The organism is Ruegeria sp. AH12, from assembly GCF_056541465.1.
This window is the reverse complement of the sequence record NZ_JBQFYL010000009.1, coordinates 26,810-46,533: the sequence shown is the minus strand read 5'-3', so window position 1 is coordinate 46,533 and position 19,724 is coordinate 26,810. Positions and strand designations below refer to the sequence as shown.

The 19,724-nt window shown below is 57.9% G+C and carries 20 protein-coding genes and 1 riboswitch; of the genes, 14 read left to right on the top strand and 6 right to left on the bottom strand.

Annotated features, from left to right (window positions below):
- Positions 1 to 9 precede the first annotated feature (9 nt).
- The 8 genes from ACR0EL_RS13995 (at position 10) to ACR0EL_RS13960 (ending at position 5,753) form a co-directional block, all read left to right on the top strand.
- Positions 10 to 516: a hypothetical protein gene (locus ACR0EL_RS13995; RefSeq protein ID WP_480500541.1), complete on the top strand. Its 507-nt coding sequence runs from the start codon at positions 10 to 12 to the stop codon at positions 514 to 516.
- Positions 517 to 542: 26 nt separating this feature from the next.
- On the top strand, positions 543 to 758 hold the full coding sequence (locus ACR0EL_RS13990) for a helix-turn-helix domain-containing protein (RefSeq protein ID WP_480500540.1): 216 nt from the start codon (positions 543 to 545) through the stop codon (positions 756 to 758).
- Between the two features lie 12 nt (positions 759 to 770).
- On the top strand, positions 771 to 878 hold the full coding sequence (locus tag ACR0EL_RS13985) for an isopropylmalate isomerase (protein WP_170528597.1): 108 nt from the start codon (positions 771 to 773) through the stop codon (positions 876 to 878).
- A 43-nt stretch (positions 879 to 921) separates the two neighbouring features.
- Positions 922 to 2,325, top strand: coding sequence for a 3-isopropylmalate dehydratase large subunit (leuC, locus tag ACR0EL_RS13980; protein WP_170537247.1), 1,404 nt, complete (start codon positions 922 to 924; stop codon positions 2,323 to 2,325).
- A gap of 37 nt (positions 2,326 to 2,362) precedes the next feature.
- Positions 2,363 to 2,917 (top strand): HdeD family acid-resistance protein, encoded by a 555-nt coding sequence (locus ACR0EL_RS13975; protein WP_480500539.1) that lies wholly within the window; start codon positions 2,363 to 2,365, stop codon positions 2,915 to 2,917.
- A 43-nt stretch (positions 2,918 to 2,960) separates the two neighbouring features.
- Complete coding sequence (gene leuD / locus ACR0EL_RS13970; RefSeq protein WP_480500537.1) at positions 2,961 to 3,566, top strand: 3-isopropylmalate dehydratase small subunit; 606 nt, start codon at positions 2,961 to 2,963, stop codon at positions 3,564 to 3,566.
- A gap of 331 nt (positions 3,567 to 3,897) precedes the next feature.
- Complete coding sequence (locus ACR0EL_RS13965; RefSeq protein WP_480500536.1) at positions 3,898 to 4,728, top strand: hypothetical protein; 831 nt, start codon at positions 3,898 to 3,900, stop codon at positions 4,726 to 4,728.
- On the top strand, positions 4,725 to 5,753 hold the full coding sequence (locus ACR0EL_RS13960) for an endonuclease/exonuclease/phosphatase family protein (RefSeq protein ID WP_480500534.1): 1,029 nt from the start codon (positions 4,725 to 4,727) through the stop codon (positions 5,751 to 5,753). The genes ACR0EL_RS13965 and ACR0EL_RS13960 overlap by 4 nt, the downstream gene beginning before the upstream one ends.
- On the opposite strand, the gene ACR0EL_RS13955 is transcribed toward ACR0EL_RS13960, so the two are convergent.
- Entirely contained in the window at positions 5,717 to 6,643 is a 927-nt protein-coding gene (locus tag ACR0EL_RS13955) for a Rossmann-fold NAD(P)-binding domain-containing protein (RefSeq protein ID WP_480500533.1), read from the bottom strand. The genes ACR0EL_RS13960 and ACR0EL_RS13955 overlap by 37 nt on opposite strands.
- A gap of 83 nt (positions 6,644 to 6,726) precedes the next feature.
- On the opposite strand from ACR0EL_RS13955, the gene ACR0EL_RS13950 reads away from it, so the two are divergent.
- Both ACR0EL_RS13950 and leuB read left to right on the top strand, forming a co-directional pair.
- Complete coding sequence (locus tag ACR0EL_RS13950; protein WP_480500531.1) at positions 6,727 to 7,620, top strand: LysR family transcriptional regulator; 894 nt, start codon at positions 6,727 to 6,729, stop codon at positions 7,618 to 7,620.
- Between the two features lie 130 nt (positions 7,621 to 7,750).
- Positions 7,751 to 8,854, top strand: a complete 1,104-nt coding sequence (gene leuB, locus ACR0EL_RS13945; protein ID WP_480500530.1) for a 3-isopropylmalate dehydrogenase — start codon at positions 7,751 to 7,753, stop codon at positions 8,852 to 8,854.
- Positions 8,855 to 8,904: 50 nt separating this feature from the next.
- On the opposite strand, the gene ACR0EL_RS13940 is transcribed toward leuB, so the two are convergent.
- Entirely contained in the window at positions 8,905 to 11,088 is a 2,184-nt protein-coding gene (locus ACR0EL_RS13940; RefSeq protein WP_480500529.1) for a transglycosylase domain-containing protein, read from the bottom strand.
- Between the two features lie 259 nt (positions 11,089 to 11,347).
- Between ACR0EL_RS13940 and ACR0EL_RS13935 the strand changes: the two genes are divergently transcribed.
- Both ACR0EL_RS13935 and ACR0EL_RS13930 read left to right on the top strand, forming a co-directional pair.
- Positions 11,348 to 11,686 carry a P-II family nitrogen regulator gene (locus tag ACR0EL_RS13935; protein ID WP_480500528.1) on the top strand — a complete coding sequence of 113 codons (339 nt, stop codon included), beginning with the start codon at positions 11,348 to 11,350 and terminating at the stop codon, positions 11,684 to 11,686.
- Positions 11,687 to 11,719: 33 nt separating this feature from the next.
- The gene (locus ACR0EL_RS13930) at positions 11,720 to 13,030 is read left to right on the top strand and encodes an ammonium transporter (RefSeq protein ID WP_480500527.1); all 1,311 of its coding nucleotides are present in this window, start codon (positions 11,720 to 11,722) and stop codon (positions 13,028 to 13,030) included.
- Between the two features lie 125 nt (positions 13,031 to 13,155).
- Here the strand turns inward: ACR0EL_RS13930 and ACR0EL_RS13925 are convergent, their stop codons facing one another.
- Together ACR0EL_RS13925 and sseA are read right to left on the bottom strand one after the other, a co-directional pair.
- Positions 13,156 to 14,340 (bottom strand): amino acid aminotransferase, encoded by a 1,185-nt coding sequence (locus tag ACR0EL_RS13925; RefSeq protein ID WP_480500526.1) that lies wholly within the window; start codon positions 14,338 to 14,340, stop codon positions 13,156 to 13,158.
- Positions 14,340 to 15,194, bottom strand: a complete 855-nt coding sequence (gene sseA / locus ACR0EL_RS13920) for a 3-mercaptopyruvate sulfurtransferase (RefSeq protein ID WP_480500525.1) — start codon at positions 15,192 to 15,194, stop codon at positions 14,340 to 14,342. Before sseA ends, ACR0EL_RS13925 begins: the two co-directional genes overlap by 1 nt.
- A gap of 143 nt (positions 15,195 to 15,337) precedes the next feature.
- A riboswitch (cobalamin riboswitch) is annotated at positions 15,338 to 15,551 on the top strand.
- Between the two features lie 55 nt (positions 15,552 to 15,606).
- Between sseA and ACR0EL_RS13915 the strand changes: the two genes are divergently transcribed.
- A complete protein-coding gene (locus ACR0EL_RS13915) occupies positions 15,607 to 16,284 on the top strand; it encodes an energy-coupling factor ABC transporter permease (RefSeq protein WP_480500523.1) in 678 nt (225 codons plus the stop codon).
- A 15-nt stretch (positions 16,285 to 16,299) separates the two neighbouring features.
- On the opposite strand, the gene ACR0EL_RS13910 is transcribed toward ACR0EL_RS13915, so the two are convergent.
- Together ACR0EL_RS13910 and ACR0EL_RS13905 are read right to left on the bottom strand one after the other, a co-directional pair.
- Positions 16,300 to 16,569, bottom strand: coding sequence for a CBU_0592 family membrane protein (locus ACR0EL_RS13910; RefSeq protein WP_353012794.1), 270 nt, complete (start codon positions 16,567 to 16,569; stop codon positions 16,300 to 16,302).
- Positions 16,569 to 17,129: a helix-turn-helix domain-containing protein gene (locus ACR0EL_RS13905; RefSeq protein WP_480500522.1), complete on the bottom strand. Its 561-nt coding sequence runs from the start codon at positions 17,127 to 17,129 to the stop codon at positions 16,569 to 16,571. Before ACR0EL_RS13905 ends, ACR0EL_RS13910 begins: the two co-directional genes overlap by 1 nt.
- A 106-nt stretch (positions 17,130 to 17,235) precedes the next feature.
- Between ACR0EL_RS13905 and ilvD the strand changes: the two genes are divergently transcribed.
- The gene (gene ilvD, locus ACR0EL_RS13900) at positions 17,236 to 19,068 is read left to right on the top strand and encodes a dihydroxy-acid dehydratase (protein WP_480500520.1); all 1,833 of its coding nucleotides are present in this window, start codon (positions 17,236 to 17,238) and stop codon (positions 19,066 to 19,068) included.
- Positions 19,069 to 19,724 lie beyond the last annotated feature (656 nt).

The window sequence follows — 19,724 nt, the reverse complement described above, 5'->3', positions numbered from 1 at the left end:
GATAAGCTCATGCGATACCGCGTTACACATATGGCGAAATGGCTTAACCGACTAACCAATGGCGCGATCTTCGTGATCCCGGCTTTGGCGATCTACGCAGCCGTCAGCGGTGAAATTCCTTCTTTGTCCAAGGCATGGTCCGATGCTTATCTCGTTCGCTTCATCGCTTTGGCGGTGATCGCAGCGATGGGGTTGGCATTGTTGATCCGAATGCTTTGGATCCTGCGCTCAATCCTAAAAGACTGCGCACGCGGTGCTGTTCTCGTGCCTGAGACCGCAGAAAACGTGCAGCGTTTGGGACGGGCGATACTGGCGCTCGCTGTGTTCCAGTCCTTTGACAACACTTTGATCAGCCTTGCTGAAAGCATCGGAAAAGCCAGCGGGGATCGTAGCCTTGTGGTGAGTTTTGGCTCATCAGACCTTCTCATGCTGCTATGCGCGGGGCTTGTCTATTTGATTGGATGGATCTTTGCCGAAGCCGTATTGATCGATCGCGAGAATCGGGAATTCGTTTGATGCAGATAATCGTGCGGCTCGATGTCATGATGGCCAAACGCAAGATCAAGGGGCGTGACCTTGCATTGGCGATCGGCATCACAGAGCAGAATTTGAGTCTTTTGAAATCCGGCAAAGTCAAAGGGGTGAGGTTCGAAACACTTGCCAAGTTGTGCCAGGTCTTGGACTGCCAACCGGGCGACTTGCTGGAGGCCATGATAGACGACCCGTCCATTTCCCTTGAACCAATCTCAAGCGGATAGTATCTGGTGCCCATGAGACTCAATGTAGCCCAAGAACAGAATCTGGAAGATCGCGCGCGCCTGCGCGAACGGTTCTATGGGGCTGCCCGCACGGTTCTGGCCCGCCTATCCGCGGCCTAAGACACCTCGCCAGCTATTTCTCATTACATACGGGAGAGGACAGATGTCCCCCAAAACACTCTATGACAAGATCTGGGATGCCCATGTCGCGCATGAAGCCGATGATGGCACCTGCCTGCTTTATATCGACCGCCATCTGGTGCACGAAGTCACCAGCCCACAGGCGTTCGAGGGCCTGCGTATGGCGGGGCGTCAGGTACGCGCACCGGAAAAGACAATTGCCGTACCGGACCACAATGTGCCCACCACGCCGGATCGTGTGAACGGAATTGAGAATCCGGAATCGCGCATTCAGGTTGAAGCGCTGGATAAGAATGCCAAGGATTTCGGAATTCACTACTACCCAGTGAATGACGTGCGTCAGGGTATCGTTCACATCGTCGGCCCGGAACAGGGCTGGACCCTGCCCGGCATGACTGTTGTCTGCGGGGACAGCCACACAGCCACCCACGGCGCGTTTGGTGCACTGGCCCACGGCATCGGTACGTCTGAGGTCGAACATGTTCTGGCCACGCAAACCCTGATCCAGAAGAAGTCCAAGAACATGAAGGTCGAGATCACCGGCAAATTGCAGCCGGGCGTGACCGCTAAAGACATCACTCTGGCCGTGATCGGGGAAACCGGTACCGCTGGCGGCACCGGCTATGTCATCGAGTATTGCGGCGAAGCGATCCGCGATCTTTCGATGGAGGGTCGCATGACCGTCTGCAACATGGCGATCGAAGGCGGTGCGCGCGCTGGCCTTATCGCGCCGGACGAGACAACATTTGAATATGTCAAAGGCCGCCCGCACGCCCCAAAAGGCGCGCAATGGGAAGCTGCGATGGACTGGTGGAAAACGCTCTACACTGATGAAGGCGCGCATTTCGACAAAGTCATCACCTTGCGCGGCGAAGACATCGCACCGGTTGTGACCTGGGGTACCAGCCCCGAGGACGTGCTGCCGATCACCGCAACGGTGCCGAACCCCGAAGATTTCGAAGGCGGCAAGATCGATGCGGCCCGCCGGTCTATCGAGTATATGGGCCTGGAAGCCGGTCAGAAGCTCAGCGATGTGGAAATTGACACCGTCTTTATCGGGTCCTGCACCAATGGCCGGATCGAAGACCTGCGCGCCGCAGCCGAAATCCTGAAAGGCAAAAAGATCAAGGACGGCATGCGCGCCATGGTCGTGCCGGGATCGGGCCTTGTCCGCGCTCAGGCCGAAGAAGAAGGTCTGGCCGAGATATTCAAGGACGCTGGTTTCGAATGGCGTTTGGCAGGATGCTCGATGTGTCTGGCGATGAACCCTGACCAGTTGCAACCGGGCGAGCGTTGTGCCGCGACCTCGAACCGCAACTTCGAAGGCCGTCAGGGACGTGGTGGGCGGACCCACTTGCTAAGCCCGGCTATGGCCGCCGCAGCTGCCATCACAGGACGTCTTACAGACGTCCGAGAGTTGATGTAAGCTGGCCTCAGAAATCAACTTTTGAGGGAATTCACAGATGAGTGATTGGGTCAAATGGCTGTTGCTGGGGCTGCTGTCCATCGCGTTTGGTATCTTCGTGCTGGGCGCGCCGGTTGTGGCGTCGATTGCCGTGACGGTGGTGACCGGCGTGCTGTTGCTGGTCACCGGCGCGCTGCAGGTTGTCGGCGGGTTCACCGTCGAGGGCGCCGGTAACAAGATCCTGTCACTCATCATGGGTGCGGTCATGCTGTTCCTTGGCTGGTCCTTTCTGGATCACCCGCTGCAGGGCACACTGACCTTAGCGACCGTGATGCTGATCCTGTTCATGGCAGGCGGCATCGCGCGGATCATCCTGTCCTTCCAGATGCGCGGAACCCAGTTCTTCTGGCCAACGCTGATCTCGGGCATCTTGTCGATCGTGCTGGCCGGTATCATCTGGAGCTATGTGGGGCAGGAGCCGCAGGCGCTGCTGAGCATTTTGGGGATCTTCCTGGGCATCGAGATGCTGTTCAATGGGTTCGGATTGGTCTTCATGGCGTTCTTCGTCAAGAACGCACCCAAGGACGAAACAACAGAAGCGAAAGAAGCTTAAACGCGGGATATGGGCGCGGCCCTCTCTCGCAGGAGTGTAGAACATGGAAAAGTTTGAAAAAGTCCACGGGGTGGCCGCCCCAATGCCATTGATCAATATCGACACCGATATGATCATCCCTAAAGTGCACCTGAAAACCATCAAACGGTCGGGTCTTGGCGTCGTTCTGTTTGATGAGATGCGCTATCATGATCATGGCGGCGAGAACGAAGAGTTTGTTCTGAACAAACCCGCTTATCGCAACACCGAGATTCTGGTGGCCGGTGACAATTTCGGCTGTGGTTCGTCGCGGGAACATGCGCCCTGGGCGATCAAGGATTTCGGGATCAAGGTTGTGATCTCGACCAGCTTTGCTGACATCTTCTTCAACAACTGTTTCAAGAACGGCATCCTGCCCATCGTGGTCGAAGAAGAGCATCACGCGGTTCTGATGGACGATGCGCACAAAGGCGAAAATGCCCGTATGACCGTGCATCTGGAAGATCAGCAGATCACCACATCGGACGGGGTGGTTATCGAGTTTGACATCGACCCTCACCGTAAGCACTGCCTGTTGAACGGTCTGGATGATATCGGCCTGACGATGGAAAAAGACCACCACATCGACAAGTTCGAGGATCACGCGAGTCAGGCCCGACCCTGGGTATGATTCTGTGGATGATTCTGTGGGCACTCAACCCTATGGGGTCGCAGTCGCGGCCCCATTCGCATTTTTGGGGTTGAAAATCGCAAAACCACAACATCTAGGTCTCATTTTGAGATACACGTCGGATTTGCGTCGAAAATGATGCAATCCCGCACCAGTTGCGCCATCTTTTTGCCCGAAACCACGTGTTATCTGCACCCTGGCTTGAGCGGAATGCCGCTTATCGTCCAAGGTGTCGGAAACGAGGCATCCGTCACTTTAACAAACGGGCGGGCACAAGTTGGAACCAAGTTGGCAAAGACCGGCTGGTCCAGTTTGAAAAAGGGTTCGGATAGTGATTGCGCGCACAACAGGGGCGGCGATACGTGGAATATTGGTTGCGCTTCTGGTGCTGACCCCCGCGTTGTACCTGCCAGTAACATCGACGAATGGGACCGAAATAGTGGTCTTTCTCGCGATCCTCGCGTTTATCTTGACATTTGCCGAATATAATTCTGCATTTCCCAGCTTTATCGAATTTCGCGACGCCCCGCCGGTAAACCGGTTGCGGTTTGTCGGACTGTTCTCGATGGTCACGTTCCTGACGTTGATCTGCAAGAATGGCTACGCTCCGACACAGCTGACCACATTCTCGTATTCTGTGGGTCTGGCAGTCGCAAATGTGGTCGATTTCCCGTATTCGCCGGTACGCCTGATCGTGCTGATGCTCCCGGCTGATGCCAGCGCGCCGCTGGTAGAGCTGGTGCGCATAACCGCCAGCATCGCCTATGTTGCGGCGCTGGTGACGATTGCCAGCTTTGCCTATGCGGTGAAACTAAGGGGCTGGCCAACCGGGAATGGGGCGTTCAATGTCTGGACCAACCTGCCGCTGTTTGACCCCACCAAGGGCGGAGACGTGGTCAACCGCCTTCAGCGCGATGGCCGTCTGAATATCTGTATCGGCGTTCTGTTACCTTTCCTGATCCCTGCTGTGATCAAGCTGCTGACCAACTTCGCCAATCCGATCTCGCTGAGCAATCCGCAGACCCTGATCTGGACCATGAGCGCCTGGGCCTTCCTGCCCGCCAGCATGATCATGCGAGGCATGGCTACCTTGCGCATTGCCGGGCTGATCGTCGAAAAGCGCCGCGCCTATTCAACATCCGAGACCGCTCAGGCCGCATGATCCGCGCCCTGGTCCTGTTCTTGCTGCCCGTAGTGGCGCAAGCAGACGTGGTGCGTATTGCGACCTACAATACCGAGCTCAGCCGCAAGGGTCCTGGACTTCTGCTGCGTGATATCCAGAGGCGTAACCCGCAGGTTCAGGCCGTTGTCGATGTGCTGACATCCGCACGGCCGGATATCGTCGCGCTTCAGGGCATCGATTGGGACATGGACGCCCTTGCGCTGACCGCGCTGGCCGACGCGTTGCGCGAGGCCGGGTTGGACTATCCCTATCTCTTCACGGCTCAGCCAAATTCCGGGCTGGAAACGGACCTTGATCTGGACGGGGATGGCAAAACACACGGCCCCGGAGACGCGCAGGGTTGGGGGCTCTTTAGCGGCCATGGCGGGATGGCGGTGCTGTCGCGGTTTGAGATTTTGAACGCCGACGTGCAGACGTTCGAAACGCTGTTGTGGAAGCAATTGCCCGGGGCAGAGTTACCCGTCTCAGACGGCAAACCCTATCCTTCTAAGCATGCGCGAGACGCTCAACGCTTGTCATCAACCGGACATTGGATCGTCCCGGTCAACACACCTCTGGGTCGGCTGAACCTGATGACCTTCCATGCAACGCCCCCGGTGTTTGACGGCCACGAAGATCGCAACGGATTGCGCAACCGTGATGAAATCCGGTTCTGGTCGGTGCTGATGGACGGTGGTCTTGGCCCGGTACCAAGCGCCCCCTTTGTCCTCGCGGGTGACGCCAATCTCGACCCGCAACACAGTGATGGCCGGACCGAGGCTATCGCAGCACTGCTGTCCGATCCACGCCTACAGGACCCGCAACCCAAATCTCCTTTGGGCGAGATCGCAACCGTCCGTTGGAAAGCGGTTGGCGCGCTTCGCGTAGATTATGTGTTACCTTCTGCCGATCTGCAGGTGGTGGATGCGGGCATGTTCTGGCCGCATCCCGACGATGAGCAAAGAGACAGCGCCGAGCAAGCCAGCCGTCATCGGCTGGTTTGGGTGGACGTTACGGCCCGATGAGACTTCGCGGTACTCAAAGACCCGATCCTGTTCTTGTGCGCGATGGCCGACCGCATCGCCTGATCCAAATCGGTGTGCGGTACATCCTCGATCAGTTCTGACAGGAATGTGCCATCCAGCTGGTGTGGAAGGTCCCACAAGTATCGCATTTCAAGCAGGTGCGGGGCCATACGCCAGAACGGGCGTACCAGCTGTATGGGCCACCACTCCATCTTGGCGATCACAACCTCCTGCCCGGTAACGCGGGACAGCGATTGAGCTATCTCAGTGCCAGTAAGCGTGTAACCGGAAAAGGGGACGTCGCAGAACCGAGGCAGTTCATACCGCATCTCGGCCAGCATCACTGCGGTGCGGGTCAAATCAGGCAGATAGGCCCAAGCATGCGGGATATCTGGATTGCCGGGATACGTCAGGCGACCCTTGGACAAACCTTTGATCATGATCTGATCGAACCAATTGCCCGAAGCGCAAGTGTCGATGAAATCGCCAGTGCGCAGGATGATCGTCCGGACGGATGAGCTTCGGTAGGCCTCCTCCATCTCGATCCTGATCCGGCCCAGCGGGTTTTGCGCCTGATGTGGGCTGCCCCCGTACCAAGGGCCCGGGGTCTCGTCGCCAAAGACATAGACATTGCCCGGAACGATCACGGTTGCACCAGTCTGCGCCGCCACATCGATCACCTGACGATGCAAGCCAGGCACCAATCGCGCCCAATCCGTATAAGGCGGGTTCCAGGCGTTGACGATCACGTCAACCCTTTGCGCGGCCTGTTCCAACCTGTCAGCTTTGCGATTGAATGTGCGAACAGACCAACCGGCCTCTTGAAACGCAAGTCTAGCGTTGCGGCCAAATCGGCCATTGGCCCCCAGAATAAGCACAGATTGCTGCATGACACGCTCCTTTCCGGATCAATCTAGCCATACAAATACTTAAAGGAATTGCCGAAAACTGCAGAACGTGTATTCATTTTTGAATGGACAGATCTATCACCCATTCCGACTGGTCCCTGATCCAGAGCTTTCTGGCCGTGGCCGAAACCGGATCTTTATCTGCTGCCGCGCGGCGTTTGGACCGCAGCCAGCCGACGCTGGGGCGCCAGATCCACGCACTTGAGGATGAGCTGGGCGTATCCCTGTTCGACCGCCATGCGCGCGGGCTCAAGTTAAGCGAGGTCGGCACGCAGTTACTGCCAATGGCGCAGCAAATGCATACGGCCATGAGCACCTTTAGTCTTACGGCAGCGGGGCAGTCGCAACAGTTGGAAGGTTCGGTCCGCATCACAGCATCGGTCTTTGCCTCACATCACCTGCTGCCGCCTATCCTGGCGCAAATCCGTGCCCAGGAACCTGCGATTCAGCTGGAACTGGTGGCCACAGATGCAACCGAAAACCTGTTGTATCGCGAGGCCGACATCGCCGTGCGCATGTACCGGCCCGAGCAGATGGATATCGTCTCGCGGTATCTCGGGGATGTTCCCTTGTGTTTCTGTGCCGCCACCTCGTATCTGGACCGTGCAGGGCGACCGGAAAAGCCCGAGGATCTGTTCGATCATGATCTGGTCGGCTTTGATGCCAATGAGCAGATCATCACCAAGATGCGCCAAAAAGGTTGGCCCGCCAGCAAAGGAAGCTTTGCCACCCGCTGTGATCTGCAAAGCGCCTATTGGGAGCTGATCCGCGCCGGATGTGGTATTGGCTTCAGCCAAGTTCAGGTGGCCGAGGCCGACCCGCTTGTCGAAGTTCTTCAGCTGGATGTTGATATCCCGGTACTTCCTGTCTGGCTGGCCGCGCCACAGGCGATGCGACAAACGCCGCGAATCCGCCGTGTCTGGGACCTGCTGACCGAGGGGTTAAAGGCCTCTCTATGACCGGTTTCCAGCGCGTAAGGCCAAGAAACCCGATTTCCCGCATAGAACCTGCGTTTAAGCCCGCTCGTCTCATTGACCCTATGCAGCGCAGGCGCTAGGGCCTTTGCTGTCAAACGCAAGGAGATCCTTCATGTCCAACCCCTCGCTCCTCATCCTGCCCGGAGACGGAATTGGCCCCGAAGTCATGGCCGAAGTGCGCCGCATCATCGACTGGTACGGCACCAATCGCGGCCTGGAATTCGACGTGAGCGAGGATTTGGTCGGTGGTGCGGCCTATGACGCGCATGGCAAGCCATTGTCAGACGAGACCATGGCCAAAGCGCAAGAGGTCGACGCGGTTCTGCTGGGCGCTGTCGGCGGTCCTAAATACGACGATCTGGATTTCAGCCTCAAGCCCGAGCGCGGCCTGCTGCGCCTGCGCAAGGAAATGGATCTGTATTCCAATCTGCGTCCAGCACAATGCTTTGACGCGCTGGCCGATTTCTCATCGCTCAAAAAAGACATCGTCGCTGGCCTCGACATCATGATCGTGCGCGAGCTGACGTCGGGTGTCTATTTCGGCGAGCCGCGCGGCATTTTCGAGGAAGGCAACGAGCGCGTGGGTATCAATACTCAGCGCTATACCGAATCCGAGATTGAACGCGCTGCGCGCTCGGCCTTTGAACTGGCGATGCGTCGGAATAAAAAGCTGTGCTCGATGGAAAAGGCCAACGTGATGGAATCCGGCATCCTGTGGCGTGAAGTGGTCGAGCGTGTGAGCGCCGATTACCCCGAAGTCGAGCTGTCACATATGTATGCCGACAACGGCGCCATGCAGCTGGTCCGCGCCCCGAAGCAGTTTGACGTGATTCTAACCGACAACCTGTTCGGGGATATCCTGTCGGATTGCGCCGCGATGCTGACCGGTAGCTTGGGCATGCTGCCCTCTGCATCCTTGGGTGCACCGATGGCCAATGGGCGCCCCAAGGCGATGTACGAGCCGGTGCACGGGTCAGCCCCCGATATCGCCGGCGAGGGCAAAGCCAACCCGATCGCCTGTATCCTCAGCTTTGCCATGGCGCTGCGTTACAGCTTTGATCAAGGCGCCGAGGCCGACCGTTTGGAAGCTGCGATCGAAAAGGTCCTGGCCGATGGCGTGCGCACCGGTGATCTGTTGGCGGATGAGGGCGTTCAGCCTGTATCAACCTCAGAAATGGGCGATGCGATCCTGGTGGCATTGGATGCGAGTGTCTAAATCCCGCCGCAACTGAAAGTCAAAAGGCGGTGCCTGGCGCACCGCCTTTTTTAGTTGCCACCAAAGATCCCCTTGAGCAGGTTGTTGATGTCTTCCGCAAAACCACCCTGTCTGCGGCGAGGCTGCGGCTGCGCCACCTGAACCGGCGGTTCTGGCACGATCATCGGCAAGGGTGTTGGCGTCATCCCTTCGGTCACGCGCACCATCGTTTCTTTCCATATCTCGGCAGGCAGACCGCCGCCCGTGACACCGGACAGGGGGGTGTTGTCATCATAGCCCATCCACACACCGGCCACATAATCCGCCGTAAATCCGATAAACCAGGCATCACGCGCCGCCTGCGTTGTCCCTGTTTTCCCCGCAACCTGCCATCCGGGCAGCTTGGCCCTCGCGCCAGTGCCTTCGGATACGACGCGCTCCATCATCCAGGTTAGCTGTTTCGCGGCGCTGTCATTGATCACGCGCTCGCCGATGCCGGTGGTTGTCACCATAACGGGCTCGGTTTCGCCTAACAGCTTCAACTCGGTCAGGCCGTAGGGCTCAACCGAGGATCCGCCGTTCAAGATGCCTGCATAGGCCCCGGTCATCTCGATCAGCGTGCTTTCCGACGCGCCCAGCGCCAGCGCCGGACCCTGCGCCAGATCGCTGGCGATCCCGAAACCGCTGGCGACAGTGCGCACATTGTCCAGCCCTGCGACCTCGGCCACTTTCACCGCAGGGATGTTCAACGAGTTCTTCAGCGCATCCGCCAGCGTGACACGTCCGTAGAACCTATTCGTGTAGTTCTTTGGACACCATTCACCCGATCCCGGAATGCTGACGCAATAGGGCTCGTCCATCACCGTGGCATAAGGAGAATACCCAAGCTCAAGCGCTGTGGCATATACAAAGGGCTTGAATGAGGACCCGGTTTGGCGCAGCGCCTGAGTGGCGCGGTTGAACGCGCCCGAAACACGGGTTTTGCGCCCGCCGACCATGGCGCGCACCGCCCCATCCGCTGACATTACGACAATCGCCGCCTGCGCCTTGGATCCTTCGCGCACCTTTTCCTGAAAGATGTATTGCAGCGCCTCTTCGGCAGATTTCTGGATACGCTGATCCAGTGTGGTGCGGATCACCACATCTTCGGTGGTGTTGCGCGTGAAAAACTCCGGCCCGCTGGCCATCACCCAATCGGCGAAATAGCCGCCTGCCCGCGCAGCGGCAGCGGCGGACAGTTCCGCCGGACGCGCACGCGCTTCGCTGGCCTGTGCGCCTGAAAGATACCCTTGATCCTCCATCAACCCGACCACAAGGCGAGCGCGATCCTGAGATCGTTGCAAGCTGTTGGTGGGGGCATACCGCGTGGGCGCAACCAGCAGTCCGGCCAACATGGCCGCTTCGGCCGGAGAGACCTCAGCCGCTGATTTACCGAAGTACCGCTGGCTGGCGGCTTCGAACCCACGTGCACCGGCCCCCAGAAACGCGCGGTTCAGATAGATCGTCAGGATTTCGTCCTTGGAGTACTTCACCTCCATCGCCAGCGCATAGATCGCCTCTTTGCCCTTGCGCCACAGCGAACCCTGACGGCAATCCGCTTCATACGCGGCCTCTGACTCCCATTCGGTTGGGTCATAAGGCACGCCCAGGCACAGCAGCTTGGCTGTCTGCTGAGTGATGGTCGAACCCCCATGGCCCGACAGTGGCCCACGCCCTTCGCTCAGGTTGATACGCACCGCGCTGGCGACCCCGCGCGGGCTGACGCCGAAATGGCGATAGAACCGCTTATCCTCAGTCGCAATCACAGCGTTTTTTAGATGGGGTGAGACCGTATCTGCCGTGATCACCCCGCCAAACTGGTCTCCGCGCCAGGCAAAAACCTTGCCATCCCGATCCAGCAGGGTCACCGATCCGCGCGCGCGCCCATCCAGCAGGGCGTCCGCATCGGGCAACGAGGTATACACAACACCAACTGCCAAAGCGATCAGCATCGCGACAACAGCGCCCACGCGCCATGTGACACCCCAGATCAGTCGCCAGACCCAACGGAACAAACGGCGGAAAAACCCCCCGCCATTGCCGCCCGAACGCTTGCGGGTTTTCTTTCGGGCCGTCTTGCGCGTTGCCGTCTTTCGGGCGGTGGATTTCTTACCCGCCGGTTTCGCAGCCCGCTTGGTCGTCGAAGGCTTGCGCCCCTTCGACGGGTATCGTTTATCCGCGACCAATCTCGGCTTGCGGCGTTTGGACTCAGTCATGCTCAAACTCTGCCCGGTTATTCTTTTGGCACACCATACCCCGGTGACATAGCTATGTAGAGGTCCGATTTTCCGGAATTTCCCCTCTCATATTCGCCTAATTTTTAGCCGTTCGACAAGTTTTGTGCAAAAATTGTGCAACTTTGCGTCATTTTCGAACCGTTTAACGACGGGGAATCGTTCCTAAACGCCCCTCCTCAGGCTCTTTTTCTGCAGGTGCAAACAAGCCGGTGTGACCGGAGAAGCAGAGGGGACTGACGTGAAACTCATCATTGCGACAATCAAGCCGTTCAAGCTCGAGGAGGTGCGCGAGGCACTGACCCAGGCTGGCGTGCGCGGCATGATGGTGACCGAAATCAAGGGCTTCGGCTCACAATCCGGTCACACAGAAATTTATCGCGGCGCAGAATACGCCGTGAACTTCGTACCCAAGATCAAACTGGAAATCGTGGTGCCAGCCACGATGGCCGACCAGATCGTTGAGACCATCACAAACACGGCCAAGACCGGCAAGATCGGTGACGGCAAGATTTTCGTCCTTGATGTCGAGCAGGCCATGCGCGTGCGGACCGGGGAAACAAACGAAGAGGCGCTCTGAGCGCCGACACTCACATAAATTCGAGGACTGACAATGAACCTGATGAAATCTCTCATCCCTGCCGCCGCGCTTGTCGTGCTGCCGCAGATGGGTCTGGCGCAAGAGGCTGCCACCGGCGAAGCCGCGCTGCACACCCAGTATATCTTTACCACCCTGTTGTTCCTGATGGCGGGTTTCCTGGTCTTCTTCATGGCGGCAGGCTTTGCCATGCTGGAAGGTGGTTTGGTGCGTTCCAAGAACGTCGCCATGCAGATGACCAAAAACGTGGCGCTGTTTTCCATTGCCGCGATCATGTACTGGCTGATTGGCTTCAACACGATGTATCCTGGCGACTTCAATGGTATCTTTGCCATTGGCGGCCCAACCGTGCTTGATCCGGTTGGTGTTGACCCGGCCGAGGCTGCTTTGGACTATGCCTCAATCGGTTCGGACTTCTTCTTCCAGCTGGTCTTTGTTGCCGCAACCGCGTCCATCGTGTCAGGTGCCGTGGCGGAACGCATCAAACTGTGGCCATTCCTGATCTTCGTCGTCGTTCTGACCGGTATCATGTACCCGATCTCTGGCTCCTGGCAGTGGGGTGGCGGCTGGTTGTCCGAAGCTGGCTTCTCGGATTTCGCTGGCTCGACCGTTGTGCACTCGGTCGGTGGCTGGGCAGCTCTGGCTGGCTGTCTGATCCTTGGCCCGCGTATTGGCAAGTACAAAGACGGCAAGGTTCACCCGATGCCCGGCTCGAACCTAGCGCTGGCCACCTTGGGTACCTTCATCCTGTGGCTGGGTTGGTTCGGCTTCAACGGCGGCTCACAGCTGGCTATGGGCACCGTGGGTGACGTAACCGACGTGTCACGCATCTTTGCCAACACCAATATGGCTGCCGCATCTGGTGCTGTCGCTGCCCTGATCCTGACCCAAGTTCTGTACAAGAAGCCTGACCTGACCATGGTGCTGAACGGCGCGTTGGCTGGTCTGGTCTCGATCACCGCTGAACCTCTGGCTCCGACCCTGTTCGGCTCGCTATGGATCGGTGCAGTTGGCGGTATCATCGTGGTCTTCGCGGTTCCGATGCTGGACAAGTTCAAGATCGACGACGTTGTTGGTGCCATCCCTGTTCACCTGTTCGCAGGCATCTGGGGCACGATCGCGGTGATCTTCTACGGCGAGGCCAGCCTGATTACCCAGCTGACTGGTATCGTCGCATACGGTGTGTTCACCTTCGTCGGCGCTCTGATCGTATGGTCGATCCTGAAAGCGGTAATGGGCATCCGTGTCAGCGAAGAGGACGAGATCAACGGCCTCGACATGGCAGAACTGGGTATGGAAGCTTATCCAGAATTCTCCAAAGGCTAAGATCTGAGACAACCACTCGAAGGCCGGGCGTTCGCGCCCGGCCTTTTTTGTTGCTCAACGCTGAAAACTAAAAAAGCCGCACTGATCTGCGCGGCTTTTGTTTCTGTTTCGTGGTGAAGTGTCGCTTAGACTCCGACGTCGACAATCGCCTTGGCCAGGATCGGAACTGTTGTTGCGTTCAGCCCGGCAATATTCAACCGGCTGTCGCCGACCATGTAGATCCCGTGATCGTTACGCAGTTGCTCGACCAGTTCGGGGGCCGCGCCGAGGCGCGAAAACATACCGCGGTGCTGGGCGACAAAGCCAAACCGGTCTGATCCGGTCAGACGCTGCAACTCGTCTGCCAGTTGTTGACGCAGACCCAGCATAGAGAGGCGCACCTCCTCCAGCTCAGCGGCCCAATCTGCGCGCAGGGCATCGTCGGTAAGGATGGTGGTCACGACCCGTGCGCCATGGTCCGGCGGGAACGAGTAATTCTGGCGGTTCAGGAAGGCCAGCGTCGACTGGTTCAATGCCGTCTGCGCCGCGTCATCGCTGATTGCCATCAGCAGGCCGGTACGCTCACGGTACACGCCGAAGTTCTTCGAGCAGGACGCCGCGATCAGGCAGCGCTTGACCGACGAGGCCATCAGGCGGGTTGCTTGCGCGTCTTCCTCAAGACCGTCACCAAAGCCCTGATAGGCAATGTCGATCATGGCAACCAGGCCAAGCTCGTTGATCAGGTTCACAACCTCTTGCCATTGCACCATGTTCAGGTTTGCGCCGGTCGGGTTGTGGCAGCAACCGTGCAGCAAAACCACGTCGCCCGCCTTGGCAGTTTTCAGGTCCTCGATCATGCCGTCGAAATCGACGCCGCGGGTTTCGCCGTCGAAATAGCGATACTGGACGGTCTCCATGCCCAGATAATTCAGGATCGACAGGTGGTTCGGCCATGTCGGGTTCGATACAAACACGCGCGCCTCAGGATTGGCCATGCGAATCATCTCAAACGCCTGACGGCAGGCACCCGTCCCGCCCGGTGTCGCAACGGCGGCAATATTGGCACGCGGCACCGCATCGCCAAGGATCAAGCCGATCATTGCATCGGCATAGGCCGGATCACCCGCCAGTCCCGTATAGGCTTTGCTTTCCTGCTCCTCCAGAATGCGTTTTTCGGCGGCTTTGACCGCACGCATTACCGGGGTAACACCTTCGGCATTCTTGTAGACGCCGACACCCAGATCAATCTTCTGATCACGCGGGTCTTCGCGGTACATCTGCATCAGCGCCAGGATTTTGTCGGCGGGCTGCGGTTTGAGGTTCTCGAACATCAGGTCTCTCCGGTTGCGACGGGCAGGGTTGGGAAAGCACCCCATTCAGCCCAGGAGCCGTCATAAAGCGCGTGGTCTTTTTTGCCCATGCGTTCAAGCGCAAGGCTCAGGATTGCAGCGGTCACGCCCGAACCGCACGAGGTGATCGCTGGTTTAGCCAGATCCACGCCTGCGGCCTCAAACACGGCGCGGCACGCATCGGGCGACTTCATCGTGCCGTCACTATTTAGCAGGCTGCCAAAGGGCACGTTGCGCGACCCCGGTATGTGACCCGATCGCAGCCCTTCGCGCGGTTCAGCCTCGGCCCCGGCAAAACGGGCGGCGGCTCGGGCATCGATGATCTCATGATCAGCCAGTTTGGAGGCGGCGGACACCTGTGTCACGTCGCGCACCAGATGGTTCTGAACCCGTACGGTCATATGCCGATCCCGAATCACAGGGGGCAGATCTTCGATCTCGCGCCCTTCGGCCTGCCATTTCGGCAGACCGCCATCCAGCACGGCAATGTTGTCCTGCCCCATCAAGCGGAACATCCACCAGACGCGCGCTGCTGAGGACAGGCCCGAGCCGTCATAGACAACCACCTGATGTCCATCCCCCACGCCCATCGCGCGCAGGCGGGACATGAACTTCTCGACCGGCGGCATCATATGCGGCAGGTCCGAGCGATGATCCGCAATATCGTCGATATCAAAGAACCGCGCGCCCGGGATATGACCCTCATCATACTCAGCTCTGGCATCGCGCCCATGCTGCGGCAGGTACCACGACCCATCCAGCACCCGCAGATCGGGGTCCTTGATATGGGCGGCAAGCCAGTCGGTGGAAACCAGGGTTTTCGGATCGTCTTGCATCAAAGCCTCCCCTAAGCGAGTCTGAGTTTCCCTATATCCGAGCGGCGAAACGTGCAAGCCATGCCAAGGCCTGCACGCCCCTGAGCGCTGACAATTTTTTCCAAACATACACGTTTGACTGCTTGACAGGTGGCACCCGGTGCCAGACACCTGCCTGACATGGTTTCCAAAGGGGAATTTCCCCGGAGGAATGAAAAGGGAATCCGGTGCGACAATACCCGTCAATTCCGGAACTGCCCCCGCAACTGTAGGCGGAGTTTCGTCCCATTTGGGCCACTGACCGAAGCAATCGGTTGGGAAGGTCGGGATCGAAGCCAATCCGCAAGTCAGGAGACCTGCCATGTGCAAACCGGGCGAAAGCCCAATTATTAAACCTTTCTACCGTCGGGTGTGACGGGAAGGAGACCAAACTATGCATATCGAACCGGGCGTCGTAAATGGCGCCAAACTTGTCCTGAGCTACGTCACCGCAACTGGCGCAGGGCTCTATACCGCTAAAATGGCATGGGACAGCCTGAAAAGCAGTGGCCTTGCCAGCCTTGCCATTCGCTCAGCCCTGACCACCGGGCTGGTTTTCACCTTCTTTGAGGTATTGCCGCACTTCCCGGTCGGGGTGTCAGAGGTTCACTTCATTCTGGGATCGACCCTGTTTTTGTTGTTCGGTGCGGCCCCTGCCGCGATCGGTCTGATCGCGGGCTTGTTCATTCAGGGGTTTTTCCTGGCGCCTTTCGACCTGCCTCAGTTCGGGATGAACATGACAACGCTGCTGGTTCCGCTGTTTGCCTTGCAAGCTTTGGCCAATCGCATCATTGCGCCAAATTCGGCCTATATTGATCTGAAATATTCTCAGGCGCTTGCGCTGTCGACGGCCTATCAGGGCGGTGTCGCCATCTGGGTGGCATTCTGGGCCTTTTATGGCCAAGGATTTGGAGCCGAGAACTTTACAGCGGTCGCCAGTTTCGGCGCTGCCTACATGCTGGTTATCCTGATAGAACCACTGGCTGATCTGGCCGTTTTGGCCGCAGCAAAATCCATGCGGGATCTGGGCAAGTTTGGCCTGTTCACACCGCGCCTTCACAACACTGCATAACCCTATTGCGCCGCGTTACCCTGCGCGGCGCAACCTGAAATGCTGAATGATTCCGATCACGCTGATGATGATCCAGAAGCCTTCAATCAGCATCGACGCCAGATTGAAGTTCTGAAGCAGCGAATAGACAATCAAAACAGACCCCAGCAGGTTCACTACGGGAAAAGCCAGATCTTCGGAATTCATGTACCGCATCTGCGTGGCGAAATAGGCGGCAACTACGATCAAGGCTCCGAAGGAACCGATGGCGTCCACGATGGTCAGGCTGTTGAAAAACTCGCTCATCAATGAACCTTGCCGTTTTCCTGAACATCTGGCTGTTGCGCATAGTGATGCATGTTCAGAAACGCCGCCCCTTCAGCACCTGCGCGATATCCATGCGGGATATCCGCTGCAAATCGCAGCCCCTGCCCCGATTGCAAGGGCACCCAAGCCTCGCCTTTCAGAATGTCCAATGTGCCGCTGAGCACAAAGACCTCCTCGGTCACACCAGCGGCATGGGCAGGGGACTCATGGCTTTGGTTCGGGTCGAGGTTGACGTGAAATGTCTCTGCCCCCAAGGCCGGATCAAAGGGGAAGACGATCTTGACCTCGATGCTGCCGGGAAAGGTGACGGTTTGAAAGACCGAAGGATCGCCATTCACGGTGTCGATCAACGCGCTAAGCGGCAGCTGAAATCCTTTGGCAATCTTCCAGAGCGTTGCGATCGTCGGGCTTGATTCGCCGCGTTCGATCTGACCTAGCATCGCTTTGCTGACACCGGTGATTTCGGCAGCTTTCGACAGGCTCAACCCCGAAGCGGCCCGCACATCCCTTAGTTTCAGTGTTATGTCGTCCGGAGCCATGCCATTGTCTTTCGAATCCTCTTGTGCGTTATAGCGCACATATGGTACGTGCGCTATAACGCACATACCCCGCATATTGCAACCGGGGCAAAAGGGAAACAGCATCATGCCAATGTACCGATCCAGAACCTCTACCCATGGCCGCAACATGGCCGGTGCCCGCGGACTGTGGCGCGCCACCGGTATGCAGGACGATGATTTCGGCAAGCCGATCATCGCCATTGTCAACTCCTTCACTCAGTTCGTGCCGGGTCACGTCCACCTAAAGGATTTGGGCCAGATGGTCGCGCGTGAGGTTGAAAAGGCTGGCGGTGTTGCCAAGGAATTCAACACCATCGCGGTGGATGACGGCATCGCCATGGGCCATGACGGGATGCTCTATTCCCTACCCTCACGCGAAGTGATTGCGGATTCTGTGGAATACATGGTCAACGCGCATTGCGCCGATGCGATGGTCTGTATCTCGAACTGCGATAAGATCACGCCGGGCATGTTGATGGCTGCGATGCGTCTGAACGTTCCAGCGATTTTTGTCTCGGGCGGGCCGATGGAGGCTGGTAAGATCGACATCGCTGATCTGGATGCCAAGAAGATCGACCTTGTAGATGCCATGGTCGCCGCCGCTGACGACCGGTTCACCGATGAGCAGGTTCAGCATATCGAGGAAAACGCCTGCCCCACCTGCGGCTCGTGCTCAGGCATGTTCACGGCGAACTCGATGAACTGTCTGGCCGAGGCACTGGGTCTGGCGCTGCCGGGCAACGGCTCCACCCTCGCCACGCATGCGGACCGCAAACAGCTGTTCCTTGAAGCGGGTCGCCGGATCGTCGAGATCACCAAGCGGCACTATGATCTGGACGAAAAAGGCTTCCTGCCACGCGAGATCGCGACGTTTGATGCATTCGAGAATGCCATGAGCCTCGACATTGCCATGGGTGGATCGACCAATACGGTCCTGCACCTACTTGCCATCGCCAACGAGGGTGGCGTCGATTTCACCATGTCCGACATGGACCGGCTCAGCCGCAAGGTGCCTTGCTTGTGCAAGGTCGCACCCAACACCGAGAATGTGCATATGGAAGACGTCCACCGCGCCGGCGGCATCTTCTCAATTCTGGGCGAGCTGAGCCGTGCCGGGTTGTTCCACAACCACTGCAGCACTGTTCACACGCCGACCATGGGCGAAGCGATTGCCAATTGGGACATCAAAGTCGCCAACAACCCGGCGGCGCAGGACCTGTTCAAAGCGGCCCCCGGTGGTGTGCGCACCACGCAGGCCTTCAGCCAGTCGAACCGATACAAGGAACTGGATACCGACCGCGAAGGCGGTGTGATCCGGTCCAAGGAACATGCGTTTTCTCAGGACGGAGGCCTTGCGGTTCTGTTCGGTAATATCGCGCGGGACGGCTGTATCGTCAAAACGGCAGGCGTGGATGCCAGCAGCCTGACCTTCACCGGCTCGGCCTATGTCTGCGAAAGCCAGGATCAGGCGGTCAGCGACATCCTGACCGGCAAGGTGAAAGAAGGCGACGTGGTCGTGATCCGCTACGAAGGCCCGCGTGGTGGGCCGGGGATGCAGGAAATGCTCTACCCGACCTCGTATCTGAAATCCAAAGGTCTGGGCAAAGCCTGCGCACTGCTGACCGATGGCCGGTTCTCGGGCGGCACCTCGGGCCTGTCCATCGGCCATGTCTCACCCGAGGCGGCCGAAGGCGGCGTGATCGGTCTGGTCCGTCAGGGTGACACGATCGAGATCGACATCCCCAACCGCTCAATCCATCTGGCTGTGTCGGATGAGGAACTGGCCCAGCGTCGTGCAGAGCAGGACGAAAAGGGCTGGGAACCGGCAGCACCACGCAAGCGCAAGGTCTCTACCGCGCTGAAGGCCTATGCCAAACTGACCACCAGCGCCGCCAAGGGGGCCGTGCGTCAGGTTTGAGTTAGAAACCGCTCAATAAAACAGTCTACCTGTCCGGTAGGCTGTTTTTTGTCCTGCTGTGTGGACAGAGCTGCTATTCTTCGGAGTATACCTTAAACAGTCTAAAACTGACCATTTAATCGGTTCGTTAAGGTGTACTGTCGTCTTCGTGCACCGGCCTGCACAAGCCAAGAACAATAAGAAACAATGCGACTGCACAAGGTATGCCTCGGGTAACAGCAAAGTATGGAATAACGCCAAAAAACCAACCAAAAAAAGTCGAATACATAGACGCTGTAACAAATTTTACAAAGTCGAATCGACCGCTCCGTAACGACACCTCGACACCCATAAAGATAGGCACAGTCAGAACTGCAACAGCCAACCCAACTGCAACAACCGCCCCGATTTCTACGACGTCAAATGTACGCAATTTTCGCAAAATTACGAGTGTGATGCAGGTCATGACAGTGCTTGGTATCATTAGGATGTGAAGAAGGTCTTTGGTGTTCAGTGTTTCGCCTGGATCAGGCCAACCAAGCCACCACACAGCTGGGTTTAATGGACCGCCTAGGCCGACGAGAAGTGCGTAGAACAGCCAAGTCGGATGACGAAATTGCCTCTTACCAGCTATATTTCTGGTCAACATCTTTAGGCTTCCATCTTGCAATGCTCAT

Excerpts from the sequence above, each read along its gene's own strand:
- ACR0EL_RS13995 (WP_480500541.1), top strand. The coding sequence starts at position 10 with ATGCGATACCGCGTTACACATATGGCGAAATGGCTTAACCGACTAACC.
- ACR0EL_RS13990 (WP_480500540.1), top strand. The coding sequence starts at position 543 with ATGATGGCCAAACGCAAGATCAAGGGGCGTGACCTTGCATTGGCGATC.
- ACR0EL_RS13985 (WP_170528597.1), top strand. The coding sequence starts at position 771 with ATGAGACTCAATGTAGCCCAAGAACAGAATCTGGAAGATCGCGCGCGC.
- leuC (WP_170537247.1), top strand. The coding sequence starts at position 922 with ATGTCCCCCAAAACACTCTATGACAAGATCTGGGATGCCCATGTCGCG.
- ACR0EL_RS13975 (WP_480500539.1), top strand. The coding sequence starts at position 2,363 with ATGAGTGATTGGGTCAAATGGCTGTTGCTGGGGCTGCTGTCCATCGCG.
- leuD (WP_480500537.1), top strand. The coding sequence starts at position 2,961 with ATGGAAAAGTTTGAAAAAGTCCACGGGGTGGCCGCCCCAATGCCATTG.
- ACR0EL_RS13960 (WP_480500534.1), top strand. The coding sequence starts at position 4,725 with ATGATCCGCGCCCTGGTCCTGTTCTTGCTGCCCGTAGTGGCGCAAGCA.
- ACR0EL_RS13955 (WP_480500533.1), bottom strand. The coding sequence starts at position 6,643 with ATGCAGCAATCTGTGCTTATTCTGGGGGCCAATGGCCGATTTGGCCGC.
- ACR0EL_RS13950 (WP_480500531.1), top strand. The coding sequence starts at position 6,727 with ATGGACAGATCTATCACCCATTCCGACTGGTCCCTGATCCAGAGCTTT.
- leuB (WP_480500530.1), top strand. The coding sequence starts at position 7,751 with ATGTCCAACCCCTCGCTCCTCATCCTGCCCGGAGACGGAATTGGCCCC.
- ACR0EL_RS13940 (WP_480500529.1), bottom strand. The coding sequence starts at position 11,088 with ATGACTGAGTCCAAACGCCGCAAGCCGAGATTGGTCGCGGATAAACGA.
- ACR0EL_RS13930 (WP_480500527.1), top strand. The coding sequence starts at position 11,720 with ATGAACCTGATGAAATCTCTCATCCCTGCCGCCGCGCTTGTCGTGCTG.
- ACR0EL_RS13925 (WP_480500526.1), bottom strand. The coding sequence starts at position 14,340 with ATGTTCGAGAACCTCAAACCGCAGCCCGCCGACAAAATCCTGGCGCTG.
- sseA (WP_480500525.1), bottom strand. The coding sequence starts at position 15,194 with ATGCAAGACGATCCGAAAACCCTGGTTTCCACCGACTGGCTTGCCGCC.
- ACR0EL_RS13915 (WP_480500523.1), top strand. The coding sequence starts at position 15,607 with ATGCATATCGAACCGGGCGTCGTAAATGGCGCCAAACTTGTCCTGAGC.
- ACR0EL_RS13910 (WP_353012794.1), bottom strand. The coding sequence starts at position 16,569 with ATGAGCGAGTTTTTCAACAGCCTGACCATCGTGGACGCCATCGGTTCC.
- ACR0EL_RS13905 (WP_480500522.1), bottom strand. The coding sequence starts at position 17,129 with ATGGCTCCGGACGACATAACACTGAAACTAAGGGATGTGCGGGCCGCT.
- ilvD (WP_480500520.1), top strand. The coding sequence starts at position 17,236 with ATGCCAATGTACCGATCCAGAACCTCTACCCATGGCCGCAACATGGCC.